The organism is Kiloniella sp., from assembly GCF_048270245.1.
Classification (GTDB): Bacteria; Pseudomonadota; Alphaproteobacteria; order Kiloniellales; family Kiloniellaceae; genus Kiloniella.
In genome coordinates this window covers 20582-37065 of the sequence record NZ_JBLWTH010000010.1, presented here as the reverse complement: position 1 = coordinate 37065, position 16484 = coordinate 20582, and the positions used below count along the sequence as shown (strand labels likewise).

The 16484-nt window shown below is 44.9% G+C and carries 15 protein-coding genes; 6 read left to right on the top strand and 9 right to left on the bottom strand.

What is annotated here, in order from left to right:
* The first annotated feature begins 23 nt into the window (after positions 1 to 23).
* Together ACN0W5_RS17585 and ACN0W5_RS17580 are read left to right on the top strand one after the other, a co-directional pair.
* The gene (locus ACN0W5_RS17585; protein ID WP_417455387.1) at positions 24 to 2609 is read left to right on the top strand and encodes an ATP-binding protein; all 2586 of its coding nucleotides are present in this window, start codon (positions 24 to 26) and stop codon (positions 2607 to 2609) included.
* Positions 2610 to 2684: 75 nt separating this feature from the next.
* Positions 2685 to 3506, top strand: coding sequence for a class I SAM-dependent methyltransferase (locus ACN0W5_RS17580; RefSeq protein ID WP_417455386.1), 822 nt, complete (start codon positions 2685 to 2687; stop codon positions 3504 to 3506).
* Positions 3507 to 3611: 105 nt separating this feature from the next.
* Here the strand turns inward: ACN0W5_RS17580 and ACN0W5_RS17575 are convergent, their stop codons facing one another.
* The 8 genes from ACN0W5_RS17575 to ACN0W5_RS17540 form a co-directional block, all read right to left on the bottom strand.
* Complete coding sequence (locus ACN0W5_RS17575) at positions 3612 to 4469, bottom strand: branched-chain amino acid aminotransferase (RefSeq protein WP_417455385.1); 858 nt, start codon at positions 4467 to 4469, stop codon at positions 3612 to 3614.
* Between the two features lie 205 nt (positions 4470 to 4674).
* A complete protein-coding gene (locus ACN0W5_RS17570) occupies positions 4675 to 6306 on the bottom strand; it encodes a GAF domain-containing sensor histidine kinase (RefSeq protein ID WP_417455384.1) in 1632 nt (543 codons plus the stop codon).
* 189 nt (positions 6307 to 6495) lie between these two features.
* On the bottom strand, positions 6496 to 7470 hold the full coding sequence (locus tag ACN0W5_RS17565; RefSeq protein WP_417455383.1) for a quinone oxidoreductase family protein: 975 nt from the start codon (positions 7468 to 7470) through the stop codon (positions 6496 to 6498).
* 207 nt (positions 7471 to 7677) lie between these two features.
* Positions 7678 to 8082 carry a carboxymuconolactone decarboxylase family protein gene (locus tag ACN0W5_RS17560; protein WP_417455382.1) on the bottom strand — a complete coding sequence of 135 codons (405 nt, stop codon included), beginning with the start codon at positions 8080 to 8082 and terminating at the stop codon, positions 7678 to 7680.
* Between the two features lie 73 nt (positions 8083 to 8155).
* Positions 8156 to 9244: a lipid A deacylase LpxR family protein gene (locus ACN0W5_RS17555; RefSeq protein ID WP_417455381.1), complete on the bottom strand. Its 1089-nt coding sequence runs from the start codon at positions 9242 to 9244 to the stop codon at positions 8156 to 8158.
* 220 nt (positions 9245 to 9464) lie between these two features.
* A complete protein-coding gene (locus tag ACN0W5_RS17550) occupies positions 9465 to 10091 on the bottom strand; it encodes a dienelactone hydrolase family protein (protein WP_417455380.1) in 627 nt (208 codons plus the stop codon).
* 168 nt (positions 10092 to 10259) lie between these two features.
* Positions 10260 to 11111: a cyclase family protein gene (locus ACN0W5_RS17545; RefSeq protein WP_417455379.1), complete on the bottom strand. Its 852-nt coding sequence runs from the start codon at positions 11109 to 11111 to the stop codon at positions 10260 to 10262.
* Positions 11112 to 11413: 302 nt separating this feature from the next.
* Entirely contained in the window at positions 11414 to 12229 is an 816-nt protein-coding gene (locus ACN0W5_RS17540) for a helix-turn-helix domain-containing protein (RefSeq protein WP_417455378.1), read from the bottom strand.
* 527 nt (positions 12230 to 12756) lie between these two features.
* Here ACN0W5_RS17540 and ACN0W5_RS17535 point away from each other — a divergent pair.
* The 4 genes from ACN0W5_RS17535 to ACN0W5_RS17520 all read left to right on the top strand — a co-directional run bounded on the left by ACN0W5_RS17535 (position 12757) and on the right by ACN0W5_RS17520 (position 15638).
* On the top strand, positions 12757 to 13398 hold the full coding sequence (locus ACN0W5_RS17535) for a LysE family translocator (RefSeq protein ID WP_417455377.1): 642 nt from the start codon (positions 12757 to 12759) through the stop codon (positions 13396 to 13398).
* Positions 13399 to 13561: 163 nt separating this feature from the next.
* The gene (locus ACN0W5_RS17530; RefSeq protein WP_417455498.1) at positions 13562 to 14266 is read left to right on the top strand and encodes a Crp/Fnr family transcriptional regulator; all 705 of its coding nucleotides are present in this window, start codon (positions 13562 to 13564) and stop codon (positions 14264 to 14266) included.
* A gap of 62 nt (positions 14267 to 14328) precedes the next feature.
* Positions 14329 to 15060, top strand: a complete 732-nt coding sequence (locus tag ACN0W5_RS17525; protein WP_417455376.1) for a Crp/Fnr family transcriptional regulator — start codon at positions 14329 to 14331, stop codon at positions 15058 to 15060.
* A gap of 35 nt (positions 15061 to 15095) precedes the next feature.
* The gene (locus ACN0W5_RS17520) at positions 15096 to 15638 is read left to right on the top strand and encodes a hypothetical protein (protein ID WP_417455375.1); all 543 of its coding nucleotides are present in this window, start codon (positions 15096 to 15098) and stop codon (positions 15636 to 15638) included.
* Between the two features lie 43 nt (positions 15639 to 15681).
* Here ACN0W5_RS17520 and ACN0W5_RS17515 read toward each other — a convergent pair whose 3' ends face one another.
* On the bottom strand, positions 15682 to 16473 hold the full coding sequence (locus ACN0W5_RS17515; protein WP_417455374.1) for a formylglycine-generating enzyme family protein: 792 nt from the start codon (positions 16471 to 16473) through the stop codon (positions 15682 to 15684).
* Positions 16474 to 16484 lie beyond the last annotated feature (11 nt).

Sequence of the window (16484 nt, the reverse complement as noted above, 5' to 3'; positions counted from 1 at the left end):
CAGTCGAAAATCAGGTGCTTTAAATGTCGATCCGTGTTCGGATTATTATCATCTTTACCCTGCTTATGTTGCTGCTCGGCGCAACAACCATTACCCTTGGTTTGGTACATAAAAATTCAACTGAATTAACCCAGAAAGAACGACACCATATCGAAGTTTTAAAGCTGGCGGATCAATTGCGGCAATCGTCCGACGATCTAACACGCATGGCGCGTAGTTACGCCGTAACAGGCCAACAGAGGTTCGATCAATATTTTAATGATATTTTGGATATTAGGGATGGCAAAAAGTCTCGTCCCGAAGGTTACAATAATATCTATTGGGATTTTATTCTTTCCGGACAAGTCGATAATGATGCCCCCAAACCTGCCGCCTCGATATTGTCCTTGATCGAAGCTATTGGGGTTAGTGACAAAGAACTAGGATTTCTAGCCAAAGCCAAATCAAACTCTGATGATCTTGTTCGCTTAGAACGCAAAGCTTTTGCCGCACTCAAGGGCATCTTTACTGATGAAAACGGTGAACTAACAAAAAAAGCAGCCCCCGACCCAAAACTTGCAACTAATATCTTGTTCAGTGATGCCTATCACGATGCCAAGGCCAAAATCATGCGGCCGATCAACGATTTCAAGACCGAGGTTGATCGTCGCTTAGCGCACGACATCTATGTCATAGAACAAAGAATTAACAATCTCACCATTCTGGCAAGCATTTTTGTTCTATCTACAATTTTATTTGTCATTATCAGTTACCTTCATCTACAAAATCATTTAATACACCCAATTCTCCACCTTTCAGATGTCGGCAACGAAATCAAAGGTGGTAATCTGGACATTCGGCTAAGCGATACCAGCAACGACGAAATCGGGCAACTTGGCTACAGTTTTAATGCGATGCTCGACAGAATTCAGGAAAGTCTAACTTCACTGCACAGCGAGATATCAACCCGCCAAGAGCTTTCTGAGCGACTTGATAACCAGAATTTTAACCTGCTACGCGCTCAACGGGTTGCCAAGATGGGGCACTGGTTTTGGGATTTAACAATTGGACACGAAGAATGGTCTGAAAACTTGCCAAATGTATACGGACTTCCGGCAAACGCAAAGCCCGGGTATGATACATTTATTGGCTGTGTACACCCCGATGATCGAGAACGAGTCGAAAAAATCCAAAGTGAAAACCTCGAAAAGGGAACAAATTTTTCACTCGCCTATCGTGTGGTTCATCAAAATGGTGATGTCCACCATGTTATTAGCCACAATAATTTAAACTGCGATCATACAGGAAAAGTTCTTCAAGCAACGGGATTGGTTCAGGATGTAACCGAACTAAAACGTGCAGAAGAAAAACTGGAAAGCTCCAAGAAAGAAGTAGAAGAACTCAATCGCAATCTTGAAAACAAAATAAAACAACGCACCAAAGCATTGGAAAAAGCGAAAAACGATGCAGAAACGGCCAACTCTGCAAAATCTGATTTTCTGGCGACCATGAGTCACGAAATCCGCACGCCTTTGAACGGTATCATTGGCATGGCCCAACTGCTCAAAAATACAGAGCTAAACATTGATCAGGAACATAAAATCTCAACACTGATTTCTTCCAGCCAAAGCCTATTGGAAATTATCAATGACGTGCTGGATATGAGCAAAATCGAAAGCGGTGCACTGGAACTAGAAAGCAGGATTTTTGACCTCACCGAAATACTCGCCCCCCTTAAAGCAACCTTTGGTTCACTCGCCGAAGAGAAGGGCATTAAATTTGTTACTGAAATTGAACTACATGATCACAAACTGATTTACAGTGATCAGACAAGATTGCGCCAGATCTTAAACAACTTGTTGAGCAATGCCTTTAAATTTACGACCGAAGGACAGGTCACCCTGTCGATCTCGCTGACAGAAACAACGATGCCACCCAACTTGAAAATTCTTATCGAAGATACAGGGACAGGAATTGCCGAAGACAGGCTGGATAGCATTTTTGATGCCTTTAGCCAGGCAGACAATACTATTACCCGCAAATTTGGCGGGACAGGATTAGGGCTCAGTATTACTCAAAGTTTGATTTCGATGATGAACGGTCATATTAACGTATCAAGCATACTCGACGAAGGATCTTCCTTTGTAATAGACCTGCCAGTGACATTGCCGACTGAAGAAGAAAACGAACAATATTTCGAACAATTGAACCATCCCCAAGATGTGGATATAGGGCAGTTATCTGTGTTGTTGGCCGAAGATAACCCCGTCAACGCGATGATTGCAAAGGCCTTCCTGATCAAATTCGGACACAACACCATTCACGCTGAAAATGGAGAAGAAGCCGTGAACCTTTTTGCCGAACACGATTTTGATCTTGTTCTGATGGATGTACACATGCCCGTCATGAGCGGCATTATCGCGACAGAACAAATCAGGACAACTGACAAAGGCGCACATGTTCCCATTATTGGGCTAACGGCCGAGGCTTTCACAGATCGCCACGAAGTCTTTCGCAAAGCTGGTATGAATGATGTTCTGACGAAGCCATTTAAAGAAGATCAACTTAAATCCCTGATCGAACAAAATTATCTGTCATCTGTAGTCCCACCTAAAACAGCACCTGCGTAAATAGTTATTCCAGCATATCCAACGCGCTTTAGTGTTGTCTTTTTCTCGAAATATGAACAAAGAATCCATAAGATTATGTCCGATAACAAACCTCAAGATCACTATCATGATCCGCTTCTCTCACGACTGTACGACAGCCAAAATCCTTGGGGACCGGATTGTGATTTTTTCCTCTCTTTGATTCAAGACGCGCCTTTACCCCAAAAGATACTTGATGTCGGGTGTGGAACAGGGCTGCTGACCACTGCTTTTGCCAACCTAGGGCATGATACGACCGGAATTGATCCCGCCTCAGACATGCTTGACATTGCCCGCCACCGACAATCCGGTGACAAGGTTTTCTGGGTTCAATCAGACGCAGCACAATTTAAATCTGATCAGCTTTTTGACCTAATTATCCTCAGCGGTCACGCATTTCAGGTTTTCCTGACAGATCAAGCGATCCATGATGCCCTTACTAATCTAAAGGCATTGCTTTCCCCTAATGGAAAGATTGCGTTTGATACCCGCAATCTCGACGCCAAAGCGTGGGAACGCTGGATACCGGAAGAAACAACCCAAACCTTCGTCCTTCCTGTAAACAGTCAACACCAAAAAGACCAAAAAATTGAGATCTGGCATGACCTTGGCAATGTTGAAAAGTATGGCGACGGCAGAATTGTTGAGTACTTTACTCTATACAGAACAATGCCTGTCCAAGGGAATAATGCCCCATCCAGCGGGCAGTCACTAACACCCCCGACCAAAACTGAAGCAAAAATAAGGTTCCTCAGCCACAAAGAGCTTTTAGCGCATCTGGATAAAGCAGGGCTTGTTCTCGAACATTTATTTGGTGATTGGGACCAAACTCCACTTCAGAAAGACAGTCGAGAGATGATCGTGGTCGCGCGCAATTGATACTTTTCAGGTGACGTAAAAAGCCCATAGCAAATGAAAACTATGGGCTTAAATAATATTGAGCCTAAATAATAGGTTTGGAGAGGATGCGCAGTGTCAAACGCGTTATCGCTTGGCCCATGCCCAGTAGAGTTCGCGGGCAAGTTTGCTTATGGGGCCGATGGCATATTCCACGTCTTCAAACTTAACCACGGGTGTGATCTTAGAGATATTACCACTCATAAAGACTTCGTCAGCACCTTCAAAATCTTCAAATGACAAGGTTGTCTCCACAACCTCTCGTCCCGCTTCGCGAAGAAGCCCAATAACGCGCTGGCGAGTAATGCCGTTCAGGAAGGTACCATTTGGAACAGGCGTATAGATCACGTCATCCTTGACCATAAACACGTTCGATGTGCCGGTTTCTGCAACATTGCCCAAAGCATCCGCGACAAGTGCATTGCTATAACCACGCGACTGTGCCTCGCGGATCATCCGTCCGTTGTTTGGGTACAGACAGGCTGCCTTGGCATTTACAGGTGCCATTGAAACCATTGGGCGCACAAACTTGGTCCGGCAAAGCGTTTGCGTATAGCTGGTTGGGGCCATAGGGAACTGTTCAAGGCACAGACAAAACTCTGTAGAGTTCTCGTCAGGGACAACGGTCCCTGCGCCACCTTCTTTCGACCAATACATTGGACGAATATAAACAGCGGCATCATCAGCAAACTTTTTAAGACCTTCCATCGTCAGGTCAATAAGCTGTTGCGTTGTCATAGTTGGCTTCAGGCCCATAACTTCGGCAGAGGCATTTACACGCGCAGAATGAAGATCAAGATCCGGCACGACGCCTTCGAATGAACGGGCACCATCGAAGACAAGTGACCCCAACCAAGTACCATGATCTGCGGCGCCCATAATCGGTAAATTACCTTTGTGCCATTCACCTTGGAAATACGTCCAGATTACTTCACCGATAGCCATTCCGCTGCCTTCTCTGTTTTTAAATAGGGTTGTGAAATTTTATACAATAGCTTTATTCGGCCCAAAGCAATTCTTCAAGCCTAGTTTATCTAATAGTGTCATAAAAAAAATTCTAATCCGAAAAACTAACTTTATCGCATAAACAAAACAGCACGAATGTCACGCAAAGACAAGGATGTGTAAATTAGGGAAGGACTGGAAAAAACTATAAATATTGCAGTGGCAAACTAACATAAACCGTTGTTCCTTTACCATAAACACTTTCAATCCGAAGGTCCCCCCCCTGTGCCACGGCTAACTTTTTCGCGAGGCTCAAGCCCAGCCCGACACCGTCATGCGCGCGGGTCATACTATCCGCAACCTGATTAAAAGGCTCTAGCACCCGCTCAAGATTTTCTTCCGTTATTCCAATGCCATTATCCTTAACCACGAAGTCTATCAACTCTGAATTATTCAATTGAGCAGAAAGAGTCACTTTCCCCTTCGCAGGCGTAAACTTGATCGCATTCGTCAGCAAATTGGCAATAATCTGTTTCACATGCTGTTTATCGGCATAGATGTAATAATCGTCATCCGGCTCTATAATTTCATAAGAAACGTCTTTGTCATTTGCACGGGTTTTGATCAATTGGATACAACAGCCCATCAATTTATTAACAGGTAAAGTTTCAGGCTCGGGCGATATTTTACCTTCTTCGATGAGCGAAATATCCAAAATATCGTTAATGATATCCAGCAAAAAGCGCGCTGAAGTCTGAATATCTCCTGCATAGATTTTATATCTATCAACCCCAAGCGGACCAAAAAGTTCACGTTCCAAAATTTCCGAATAGCCGATAACTGCATTTAACGGCGTTCTTAATTCATGGCTCATGTTCGCAAGAAACTGATTTTTGGCGTGATTTGCTGCTTCAGCTCGATTTTTTTGCTCAATCAATTCAAGTCGGGAATTATGACTTTCAATCGCGCCCCGACAACTATTGGCAAGGGACTGGATAAGCTTAAGCTCTATATCAGTTGGGCCACGTGTGGTCTTATAATAAATAGCAAAAGTTCCATAGGTAACACCATCAGAACTGATAATCGGATGTGACCAGCAAGCATGGTAATCTGTTTTTCGAACGACATCCAGATAGGGTGCCCAATTCGGATGATTATACAGATCCTCGACAACAACTAACTTTTGAGTTTTAGCTGCGGCACCGCATGAACCAACTGTCTCATGAATTTGGACCCCATTAATTGCCGCGGCATATTCAGTGGGTAAACTCGGGCCAGCGAAACTTGTAAGAGTATTATTTTGCCCCTTCATCATAATCGAGCAATTCATATAGGGAAAAATGGCCTCGACATTGTGAATTAATTGATGAAAGTTATCCTTTAGCGAAACACCCTTTGTAATATTGATAAGTACCTCGTTAAAGGCCTCTATCGTCTTTTCACGGCTTTTAAGGAGCGAGATATCAGCGCTAACTGCCAGATAATATTTATTGGAATCCCCAACCAAATCCAGATGACAAATGGATAATTCTTCCCAGTAATAAGCCCCTGTGCGCCCCATACAACAGATTTCGCCTGTCCAGGTTTCACCCCGTCTAAGCTGTGCCCACATATCTTCGTAAAAAGAGGATGGATGATATTGTGACCGCAGTTTTTTAATCGACATTCCCAGCAGTTCTTCGATCGAATAACCAGAAATATCCGCAAGTTTTTGATTGGAATACTTAACCTTGCCGTCATCAGATAGAATATAAACGAGCGCATGATTATTTATCAATCGGATCAGCTCTATCGCCGGTCCATCGATAATATTCTCAAAAATTGGAGGTTGATCCATCAAGTCATCCTCTCTGACGAGTTTAAAGTTATTATTATCATCTCGCGCTCTATATACAATATACACAAGTGATAAGGGATTTTCTAGCAACAAGAATCCTCATCCCGTTGCTATACTACCACCATAAACTTAATTGGACTTAAAGGATAAACCTTCGCTATTAACTTTGTCGATGAATTGCCTTGCCTTTTATGGCAACAAAACAGTTGATCCGGTTGTCTTCCGTGTTTCTAACTGGTCATGGGCTTTGGCAACATCAGACAGGTTAAACTTCTGGTTGATGCTAATTTTTATTTCCCCAGACGAAATCATGGCAAACAATTCATCCGCCGCAGACTGTAAATATCCCGGCTCTGCCGTGAAGTGGAATAATACTGGGCGCGTAACGCTATAGGACCCCACCGCCAGATCAGACAACTTAAAATCAAGTGCTGGTCCCGAAGACTGCCCAAAACTAACCAACGAGCCAAAGTTTTTCAGACACTGTAATGACCCGGGATAGGTATCTTTGCCGATACTATCATAGACCGCATCCACCCCCTGCCCGTCAGTTATCTCTTTTACCCGCTCGACAAAGTCTTCGGATTTATAATCAATCATCTTGCTATAACCATGGTCGGACGCAAGGGCACACTTTTCTGCCCCGCCAGCCGTTCCATAGGCCGTAACGCCCTTGGCCGCTAGCCATTGCCCGGCAATCAGACCAACACCGCCCGCCGCGGCATGAAAAAGAACTTTCTTTCCAGCCTCGGCAACATAGCTACGATGTAAAAGATAATGCGCGGTCAATCCTTTGAGCATTGATGCAGCAGCAACTTCGTCTGAAATCGTATCCGGTAATTTGACCAGATGTTTGGCATCGATCACGCGGTGCGATACATAGGCCCCATTTGGAATGGTATAGGCCACACGCTCACCAACGGCAAAGCCAGAGACACCATCGCCCACTGCTTCAATCACGCCTGCGGCTTCGCTACCAAGGACAAGGTCTTTGTCAACCGGCCATGGATAAAGTCCGGTACGAAAATAGGTGTCGATAAAGTTCACCCCAATGGCCGCGTGACGGACCAGAACTTCGCCAACAGCTGGGGATGGTTTGGCAATTTCCACCTGTTCCAGAACATCACTACCGCCCTGTTGGCGCGCAACTATTGCATAGGTCATCTTTATCTTCCGGGTTTAGAGTTTATTAAAATGATCCGTTTTAGATACGGCGCAAGAACAAGGGTTTCAATCTTTTAATCAATCCCCGCACAATTTTGAAAAGGCCGCAAATTCAGAAACCCAAGACCACAGAAGTTCAGTGGTCCTGGAACTCTGTATTTAAGAAATACAGAACTGGCGCTAGAACAGAACTTTCGAGGAGAATTATTATTCTTCCAACAAAAATTCCGGATCGGTTGGTAATTGTATGGCCGTCGCCAATTGATTTGTTTTCGATGCCAGTGCAACGATTTTGAGAACTTCTGCATGTTGTGCCTGGGTCATGCCCTTGGCTTTGGCCCCTGCTGTATGGGAATGCACGCAATAATTACAGTTATTGACGATGGACACGGCAAGATACAGCATTTCTTTGGTCAATGGGTCAAGATCAGACGGTGTTGCCATTACGGCTTTCACCTCGGCCCATGTGCGCTCTAACAGATCCGCATCAAAAGCCAGATAGCGCCAGATATTGTTGATAAAATCCGTCTGGCGCGTCGCCCGAATATCATCAAAGACGGCTTTTATCCGAGGGTTACTTTCCAGATCTTCCGGCGGCAGAACGGTGGACATAAAATGCTCCTGAAATGTCTTGGTTATTCGCTTTGATCAATAGAATAATCACTCTTAACAGGCACGACCAGCCCTAAAACCGCACCCCAAAACTTACCGCGCCAAAGACAGCAGGATCGTCCTGCCCTTCGAATTCCTTGGTACGGTAAACCATAGTGTAACTCATGCGATAACGATCATAAGTCATAGCAAGACCACCATTAATATCGGCAACAAAATGGTGTTTATCAACCGAATGAGAATTACTAAAAGTATTCCCGTCCAGAAATATATTCCGTGCGACAGCACGCCCTTCCACGCCGCCGAAGAGATACCAGCTCCAGCCATCATCAGGGGTATCAAAATACCCTGTGCCGGGAAGACCCGGTTTGACACGCAGCGGTCCATCTTGCCAGACGTCCTTTTCCGGGGTCAGTCGAAAGTTAATCCCCACATCGGCAAAGGTATGCACATTGCCCAGTGTCGCACCATAATAAGGCGATGCCGACAGACTTAAGCCCGCCGCGTCAACCGACATATAATCAGGGAAGCGACGTTGCCACCCCAAAGAAAAGGTCGGTTCGTGATTAAGCTGATTTGACCAGCCATGGGGTGTCGGGCTGCTGGGGGTAACATGGGTGTGGACAAATTTTTGGGCCTGTTCGCCCAATGCCGCTGGGCCGACGATCCCAAGGGATGCTTCTATTTCATCCAGATGATTATCCGTGACCGTGACCAAACCAATTGATCCGTAAAGATGCGCGGCCCATGGCCTATCATCCGGGTCTTGTTCGCGCTGGCGGATATTTTGTGGGGTATAGATATTCTGCCCCAAAGAATAAAACACACTGGATGTTTCATTAATACCAAAGGTCGGGATAACACGATCTAGCGTATAGGCTATTTCTGGTAAATCAGCATTTACATCCAGATACCCTAGGCGGACACCGCTGGTATAGTTTTTATCGGTTCCTGCTGTGCCAAGGGAATCATTTTCGATGACCAGCGAAATATACTGATCTTCTTTTTTGGACGCGACACGGCCCGTTAACTGTTCTTGAAAGGTAACATCTGGATCTGTTGATAGATCAGCATCCTGCGCAAGAGCTGGTGAACTGCTGCAAACAAGCGCCGCCGATACCAAACCAGAATAGAGTCCTGAAAAAGGCGATGTAACTTTCAAACCGGGATATCCCCCCAACCAATTATTTCATTCAACCACATATAGCGCCTATCCCTACAAAGAGATCATGGCGGAAAAATGTCAGTCCCTTTTATATCAAGCCTCTTGTCTAACAGATAACAGATACAAGATAAAATCTCTCTTCGCAGGAACAACGAATTCTATAAATTTTCCAGAAGTCTTTATCAAACATCATTTACCAAAGCTATTTACCCTATTTTCAACCACACACAGGCTCCTGAAAAGACGTCAAAAAATAGCTGTCCAAGACCGTGTCAATGTTTTCAGGATTGGAACCTTTAAAAGCATCTAAAAATTTCGTTGATAATTCGGGCACAAAGTTCACAGAATTGGGGTTCAAAAATCCATGCCCAGCATCGCTTTGATAACAAGTTACACTGTCTTTTTCAGCCACCGACTTCATGACATCCTGGACGGAAAAGTGGGTTTCAGTCTTTGGAAAAATCAATGTCGCAGGACATATGGGGTAAACAGAAAGATAATGCCGTATCTGGCCGGGATAAAAACCAACAAAGCGTTTGACCTTATTTGCATAGGCAACATTTCCCAAGATCCGCCATGCTGTCGATGCCCCCACGCTAAACCCCATAAGAAACACCGGCCCCTCTGTTTCGTTGATCATTCTTTGCAACAAATTCAGATAGCCATCATAACCACATTCGTTCATGAAATGATCATAGGCATGCTGTTCGTTATCAAAAACAGGTTGCTTCCCGCCGTAGGGATCAAGCGTCTGCACCGCAAATTCCCGATCGAGAAATTGCGTCTCTAATGCCGTAATAAAGGACGTTCGCCCAAAAATTTCGGGCAAAATAATAATCTGCATACATTTTCCAATGCTTGGTCTCACCACGCTGTATAAACGTGGCGCGGATATAGCATATTATTTTACATATAGTACGGGCGTTTAGTACTGGCGTTGTTTTTTCCTCTGCTTGGAAAGAACAACGCCCCGTCAATTTTAACACTGAATAGGCTTGTAGGGTAAAACCCCCTAGACCATCGCAAAAATACGAGATGGGCCACCTGTACCGCCACGATGTTTTGGTGCCCCGACAACCAATGTCGCGCCGTTTTCCGGAACCTTGTCCAGATTGGCAAGGCATTCAATGCCCCAACGGTTGGTTGGCAACCAGGCATAATGGGTCGCAAAATCACCGGACTGACCGTAATCCAGCGACAGACTGTCCACAGCCAACCCAACAGCATTGGTTTCCATTAGCATCTGCGCGGCTTCAACATGAAAGCCCGGAAAATGCATCTTTTCATCACTGCCAACATTTCGGAACTTATCACTGTCAGCAAATTTATCCCAACCAGAATTCATGGCAACACAAGCCCGGTCCGGAATAGGACCATTTTTAGAAACCCATGCCTTGATATCATCGGGCGTAACCTGTGCATCGGCATTTGCCACTGCTTTTTCTCTGATATCAACAACGCAGAGGGGAACCACCAAATTTTCCACCGGAATTTCGGCTACAGATTGACCATTTTCTGAAAAATGCAGCGGTGCATCCAAATGTGTCCCAGTGTGTTCATTCACTTTTAATTCAAACAGGTTGAACTTGTGCTCGGCATAGTTAAATTTCTGTTCTTTGAAAAAGCCCTGTTCCCCGAAATAAGTCGGGAAATCTTCGTGAAGTTCATGGGTCATGTCTTCGACTTTACTGGCACCCGCTGCCATAACGGGCGTCGTTGAGCCAACAGAGGCAGCCCCACCGACAACACCTATCGCACCAGTGGCAGCCGCAGTGGCAGCCGCAGTGACAGCAGCTTTTCGAAACAGATCCCGACGGGATAACATCTTTTCTTTGACGGCCTCGATTACACACGCATCACACATAAAATTTCCTCCCAGATTTTTCAGACTTAATTCTTATTAAAATAAGCTTCAGAAATTATTTCCAAACGGGTGTTCAGAATGAACTTAGGGAATGTACTGGCGAAACAAGAAGGCCAATACAAAAGTGACTTCGAAATTATATCTCTTCGTAACGTAGCATAACACGAACAAAAAAAAGCATAAAGATCAGGCATTATTCAGTCCGGGACTATCACAAGCCATAATGGTAGAAGCCAGAATGGAACAAGAAAGTAAGAAGCAATCAGCTCCTTTTCATAACCACACAATTTTTGATCTTAACGTTAATAGGCCCTATCTTCCAATTGTTGTTTAAAGACGTCGCTACTGTCCAACAGGCTTCCCTCTAACTCGGCGACGGCGTCGTTAATATCAGACAAGTGTTTATCTGCCGCAACCTTGGGGGACAGGGCAGAGGAAAAAAACACCATATTAATTGAAGCTACGACTTGCCCCCGGTAAAATACAGGTCTGGCGATTGACGAAATTCCCTGCGCCGTTTCATCGATACTTTGCGAATACCCGCGTTCTCTGGTGATCCTTACCAGATTATCAACATGGGTCTGATCCCGCGCCATACGATCCCCAGGATCATCAGATGCCCGAAGAACCCGCAGGATTGATGCTCGCGTTTTCTCGTTAGAAAAACAGAAAAAAGCTCGACCCAGAGATGAAGAAAGAACAGGCCACCTGACACCAACCATAGATCTGTGATTTGAAAGCGGGCTGAATTTATGCGTTGTTTCGCGTATCAGCATGCCCTTACCATCAAACGCAGCCAAGTCAGTTGGCCAAACAACCTTTTTCAGCAAACGTCCCAACACAGGTGCGCCCAGTTGTGTCACCCAGTCGCGATGATCATACCCCTCGCTAAGAGATTTAACTTCCATCGTTAAGTGCCAAAGCGAAGAAGAAAGAGCACCAGACTGTACAAAACCATCCCGTTCCAAGGTTTCTAACAAACGATAGACTGTTGTTCGGTTTAGCCCACTCAATCGGGCAAGCTCCTGAACAGGTAAAGGCCCCTCTCTGTTCAAAACCTGCAAAAGTGTTAATCCCCGTGAAAGCGCCCTCACAGGTTTATGAACCTCACCATCCATAAGAAAAAACCGTCCTCATCCCATACTCCGATTTAAGACCTCTATCAGCTTCTCTGGCTTGCTGTTCTGGCCTTGCTGACCTCAGGTTAATGTCCGGGGCTTAATATCTCGAACTAAGTCATCCCAAATTTAACATCATGAAAAAGCGCTGAAGCAAAACCATGTTCGTATAGTGAACATTTATTAGCATTTTATTGTGAAAGAACCAAAAGCCTTTAAAAATACGCACAAGGAGATCACGTTGTTCCGTAAGTAATAGGAACACAGAAGCATTCACCCCTTTAACTTTAGGTGGTAAATGTTCTGTTAGTACCAGACACAGTTTATAGCATCTGATTATTAAGATCAGGTCTATTTAAACCAGGCATTTGAGGTGAGAAGTTCTGTTGCCGAACCAGATCTTCACATTGATGAAGAATGCCAAAGGGCCCTTCCCCACTGTGCCTGTTACGACAACGTGATCTTCCAAAAACCAGAATTCATCAAAAATTCCAGACCTATCGCAACCCAGAAATTGGAACTTGCCCGTGCTAACCCTTGACGTCATCGCGCTTTTCTTTCCGCTTTGTATTTTACTAGCCTTAACACCCGGGCCCGATAATATTTTTGTGCTGACCCAATCTGCTTTGAATGGGAAGTTGGCGGGAATTCTGGTGGTATTAGGACTTTGTACAGGGGTTCTCGTCCACACCACAGCCGTTGCTTTGGGCGTGGCGGCAATATTCAAAGCCTCGCCAACTGCGTTCAACGTTCTGAAGATTATCGGTGCCCTTTATCTGCTTTATCTGGCATGGGGGGCTTTCCGCGCAAAAACAGAAAATATTACTGTCGATCAGCACAAACAAAATCGCGCACAAAAAGTCGGATACTTCAAACTTTACCAGCGGGGGATCATCATGAACGTAACCAACCCCAAGGTATCGATTTTCTTCCTGTCCTTCTTGCCCCAATTTGCCGACCCAACCCGTGGAAGCATGTCGTTACAGATGATCCAGCTTGGGGGCTTCTTTATTCTTTCCACCATTCTGGTTTTTGGGGGCATAGCCTTTCTGGCTGGTGCCGTTGGCGAATATTTACAACGATCATCAAAAGCACAGACCATAATGAATAAGACTGCTGGCGTTGTTTTTATTGCCTTGGCCATAAAACTTGCCACCATTCAGCAATAGCGCCCCCTATTACTTTGATTATACTCTTGCTACCCTGATTCTTTGGGCTTGATCCAAATCAAGTTCGCGCCGAAAAAAATAGAGTACTCTCGTTCAAAATCAGTGCTCAATTATGCCCTGTGCCCAAACTATGTCCGGTGCCAAAATGTAGCCGGAGAAGGAGATCAATCGGCATGCCGCAACAACCGCATACATCCAAGGAGAACCCTTTTCATTCTCCTTTTCTGGAATTGGCCGCAGAAAAAAAAAAGTTCTCTTACCCCTTAGCCGTATAGAAACTTTTCCTGCGGGGGCAACAATTGTAAAATTCGGTGAAAAGGCCGAAAATTTTTATGTCCTTGAAGACGGCTATGTACGGCTTGTCCTGAATTCCACTTGTGGCGATAAAAAATCAACTATTGATGTTCTCGGTCCGGGCAGTGCTTTTGGCGAGGAGTCGATCACACGATCAGCCTTGAATAACTTCACCTGTATCGCATTGGACGAAGTTGAAACTCGCGTTATTCCCGGTGATGTTCTTAGGCGAATTTTACTCGAAGATCCTGTGCTTCTCTTTCGGATGATGGGCAGCATTTCTCTTAACATGCATTCTTTGATGACCCAGATTGCGGATCTGAAGATGCGCTCAACAGCCGAAAGGCTGAGCATGTTTTTGTTAGGACTATCAGGAAAAGAGGACGGCGATGATATCGTCACCCTACCTTACGACAAACGTGTTATTGCTGATAAGCTTGGTATGTCACCCGAAACCTTGTCACGAACCTTTGCAAAATTGAAGAAAATCGGTGTAAATACACAACCCGGTAATCAGGTTGTGATAACAGATATTGAAATGCTTGCAGATTACTGTGGCTATTCTTTTGTTTAAAAGTTTGACACCTGACAATAACACTTCAAGAAATAGTCCTGCAAAAGGTAGAGGCTCTTAACATGAAACATTTTGCCATTGGGGATAGCGAGCTTCAGACCCTGAACAATGTTGCTATTTTTTCTCAGCTCCCGTCTAATCTTCTACAGGGGTTGTTTGAAAATACATCGGGAACCTTTTACGAAAACCAAACCGACCTGTTTATGGCTGGTGATGAGGCTGACGGGTTTTATATTCTCTTGTCCGGCGAAGTTCATCTGACAATCCTGACCGCTGACGGCGCACAAAGTCTTGTCCGTATTGTCGAACCCGGTGAAAGCTTTGCCGAAGCAGCCATGCTTGGTCTTGGGGAGTTTCCAATCAACGGAACAGCAATGCCAAAATCGGCGATAGTTAAAGTCTCTAAATCCCTGTTCGAGAAAAAAATATCAAGCGATCCAGAAGCATCCTTGCATCTGTTAAGCGCCCTGATTAAACGGCAACAATTCCTTATCAGCGAGATTAAAATACTCAAAAGCCTTTCCCCCTGCCAGCGTGTTGCGTCAAAGTTGCTGTCGCTCTACGAAAGCAACAAATGGAAAGGGTCCGGAAACTTACCCCGCTGTAAACAAACCATGGCAAGCAATGTAGGTATAGATCCCGCGAGTTTTTCACGGGTACTTCGTCGTCTGGAAGATGCTGGTATCGTGTGCGAGGGGCAAGAAGTTATCATTACTGATCCCGATAAACTTCGTCAGTATTGCGCGGGATTTGGCTATGTGTTTGACGAAAACAAGCTCTTGATGTCTGCATAAGCACGTGATGCGTCACCAACCAGGACTGATCTGCTATGGATAACGAGATTACTTCCGATAAAGATGACGAAAATTGTCACTACCTCAGGGTCGAAGATTTAATCGCAGCTGGTCAGATACCTGTTGATGTTGTCACTGGCATTCTCTTTGAGGCTGAGCAAGAAACACAGGTGATATTGCAATCGAATTTTGACCCGATCCCCTTGCGACTAAAACTGACCAAGCTGGGATGTATTATTGATCGCAAAGAAACAAAAGATGGGTGGCTATTCCACATCCATCGCGATGCACCCTTATCAGAAAAAGAAAAATCCACACAGCCCGCCAAGGCAACCTTTCGCTTTGACGATGACATCATAACCATTGATGTCAGGTCTTTTGACTATCCCAATGACCTTCTTGAAGTTTTACGTTTTATGGATACATCCCTTGATACCGATTATTTCGGTGTAGAGATCAAGCGGTTCTCAACAAAATTCAACGACGTACTGTCACAACGTGGATGGACCAGCGTTTCAGAAACAAAGCACAGCGATGATCAAGGGGATTTTCTTACTTTAATACTTGAGCAGAAATAATCAGGGATCATAAATCAGCGATCGCCCCTCACGTATTCACCCCTTACACCTTTTGTTCCAACACAAGACGAAAGCCAACGTTGTTAGGTGGTGATCCAACAGAACATCCACCAATCTTAGGGTCCCTAATCAATTCAGACTGATAGGATCTGTGTTCCCCCTGCATAATGCGTACACCGCCACAGGCCTCGCTGCGTTCCTTTGATGTTGTCAGATCGCTGTAATCAGTGCTCCAACAAGTTTGCGTCCACTCCCATACATTCCCTTTTAGATCGACCAACCCGTATTGATTTTCACCGTACCCACCAACAATTTTGGTCTTGCTGGATTTTGGGCGGCTGCTAAAGGTGACGTAGTCTGCAGCCCAGGCCAATCTGGGATCATCAAAAAGCTTTTTTGGGGGGCTGATCACATCACGGGAAAAATAATTCCATTCAGATTCCAGCGGCAATCGAAAGGCCTGTCCGGTTTTCAGTGAAATCCAACGAATGAATTCTTCTGCATCGAAATAGCTCACCTGAGTTACAGGATGCTGAGGGGTTTCATTCTCGCGCATCTTTGGCTGATAACTGCACCCACCATCATCGTAACATGCTTGCCAATGTGCAATCGTAACTTCTGAATAGGTAACAAATATCGTTTTTGGCTCTGTGTAACCAGATGTGGCATTTGGCTCTAATTCAACCTTAACCAACTTGGGGTGATATGCCGGATTTTCAGCTAAAACAGCATCCAGTCTACTCTTTTCCGCATGGTGCTCTTTCAAAACCAGTGCACCACCGCCGATAACGAGACCAAGTAACAAGGTTACAAAGATATACTTACTGTTTATCATCACATCACCCC

Bases quoted from the DNA above. Each gene is read 5' to 3' on its own strand.
- ACN0W5_RS17585 (WP_417455387.1), top strand. From the start codon at position 24: ATGTCGATCCGTGTTCGGATTATTATCATCTTTACCCTGCTTATGTTG.
- ACN0W5_RS17565 (WP_417455383.1), bottom strand. From the start codon at position 7,470: ATGACCTATGCAATAGTTGCGCGCCAACAGGGCGGTAGTGATGTTCTG.
- ACN0W5_RS17570 (WP_417455384.1), bottom strand. From the start codon at position 6,306: ATGGATCAACCTCCAATTTTTGAGAATATTATCGATGGACCGGCGATA.
- ACN0W5_RS17575 (WP_417455385.1), bottom strand. From the start codon at position 4,469: ATGGCTATCGGTGAAGTAATCTGGACGTATTTCCAAGGTGAATGGCAC.
- ACN0W5_RS17520 (WP_417455375.1), top strand. From the start codon at position 15,096: ATGGATAACGAGATTACTTCCGATAAAGATGACGAAAATTGTCACTAC.
- ACN0W5_RS17525 (WP_417455376.1), top strand. From the start codon at position 14,329: ATGAAACATTTTGCCATTGGGGATAGCGAGCTTCAGACCCTGAACAAT.
- ACN0W5_RS17515 (WP_417455374.1), bottom strand. From the start codon at position 16,473: ATGATAAACAGTAAGTATATCTTTGTAACCTTGTTACTTGGTCTCGTT.
- ACN0W5_RS17550 (WP_417455380.1), bottom strand. From the start codon at position 10,091: ATGCAGATTATTATTTTGCCCGAAATTTTTGGGCGAACGTCCTTTATT.
- ACN0W5_RS17545 (WP_417455379.1), bottom strand. From the start codon at position 11,111: ATGTGTGATGCGTGTGTAATCGAGGCCGTCAAAGAAAAGATGTTATCC.
- ACN0W5_RS17560 (WP_417455382.1), bottom strand. From the start codon at position 8,082: ATGTCCACCGTTCTGCCGCCGGAAGATCTGGAAAGTAACCCTCGGATA.
- ACN0W5_RS17540 (WP_417455378.1), bottom strand. From the start codon at position 12,229: ATGGATGGTGAGGTTCATAAACCTGTGAGGGCGCTTTCACGGGGATTA.
- ACN0W5_RS17580 (WP_417455386.1), top strand. From the start codon at position 2,685: ATGTCCGATAACAAACCTCAAGATCACTATCATGATCCGCTTCTCTCA.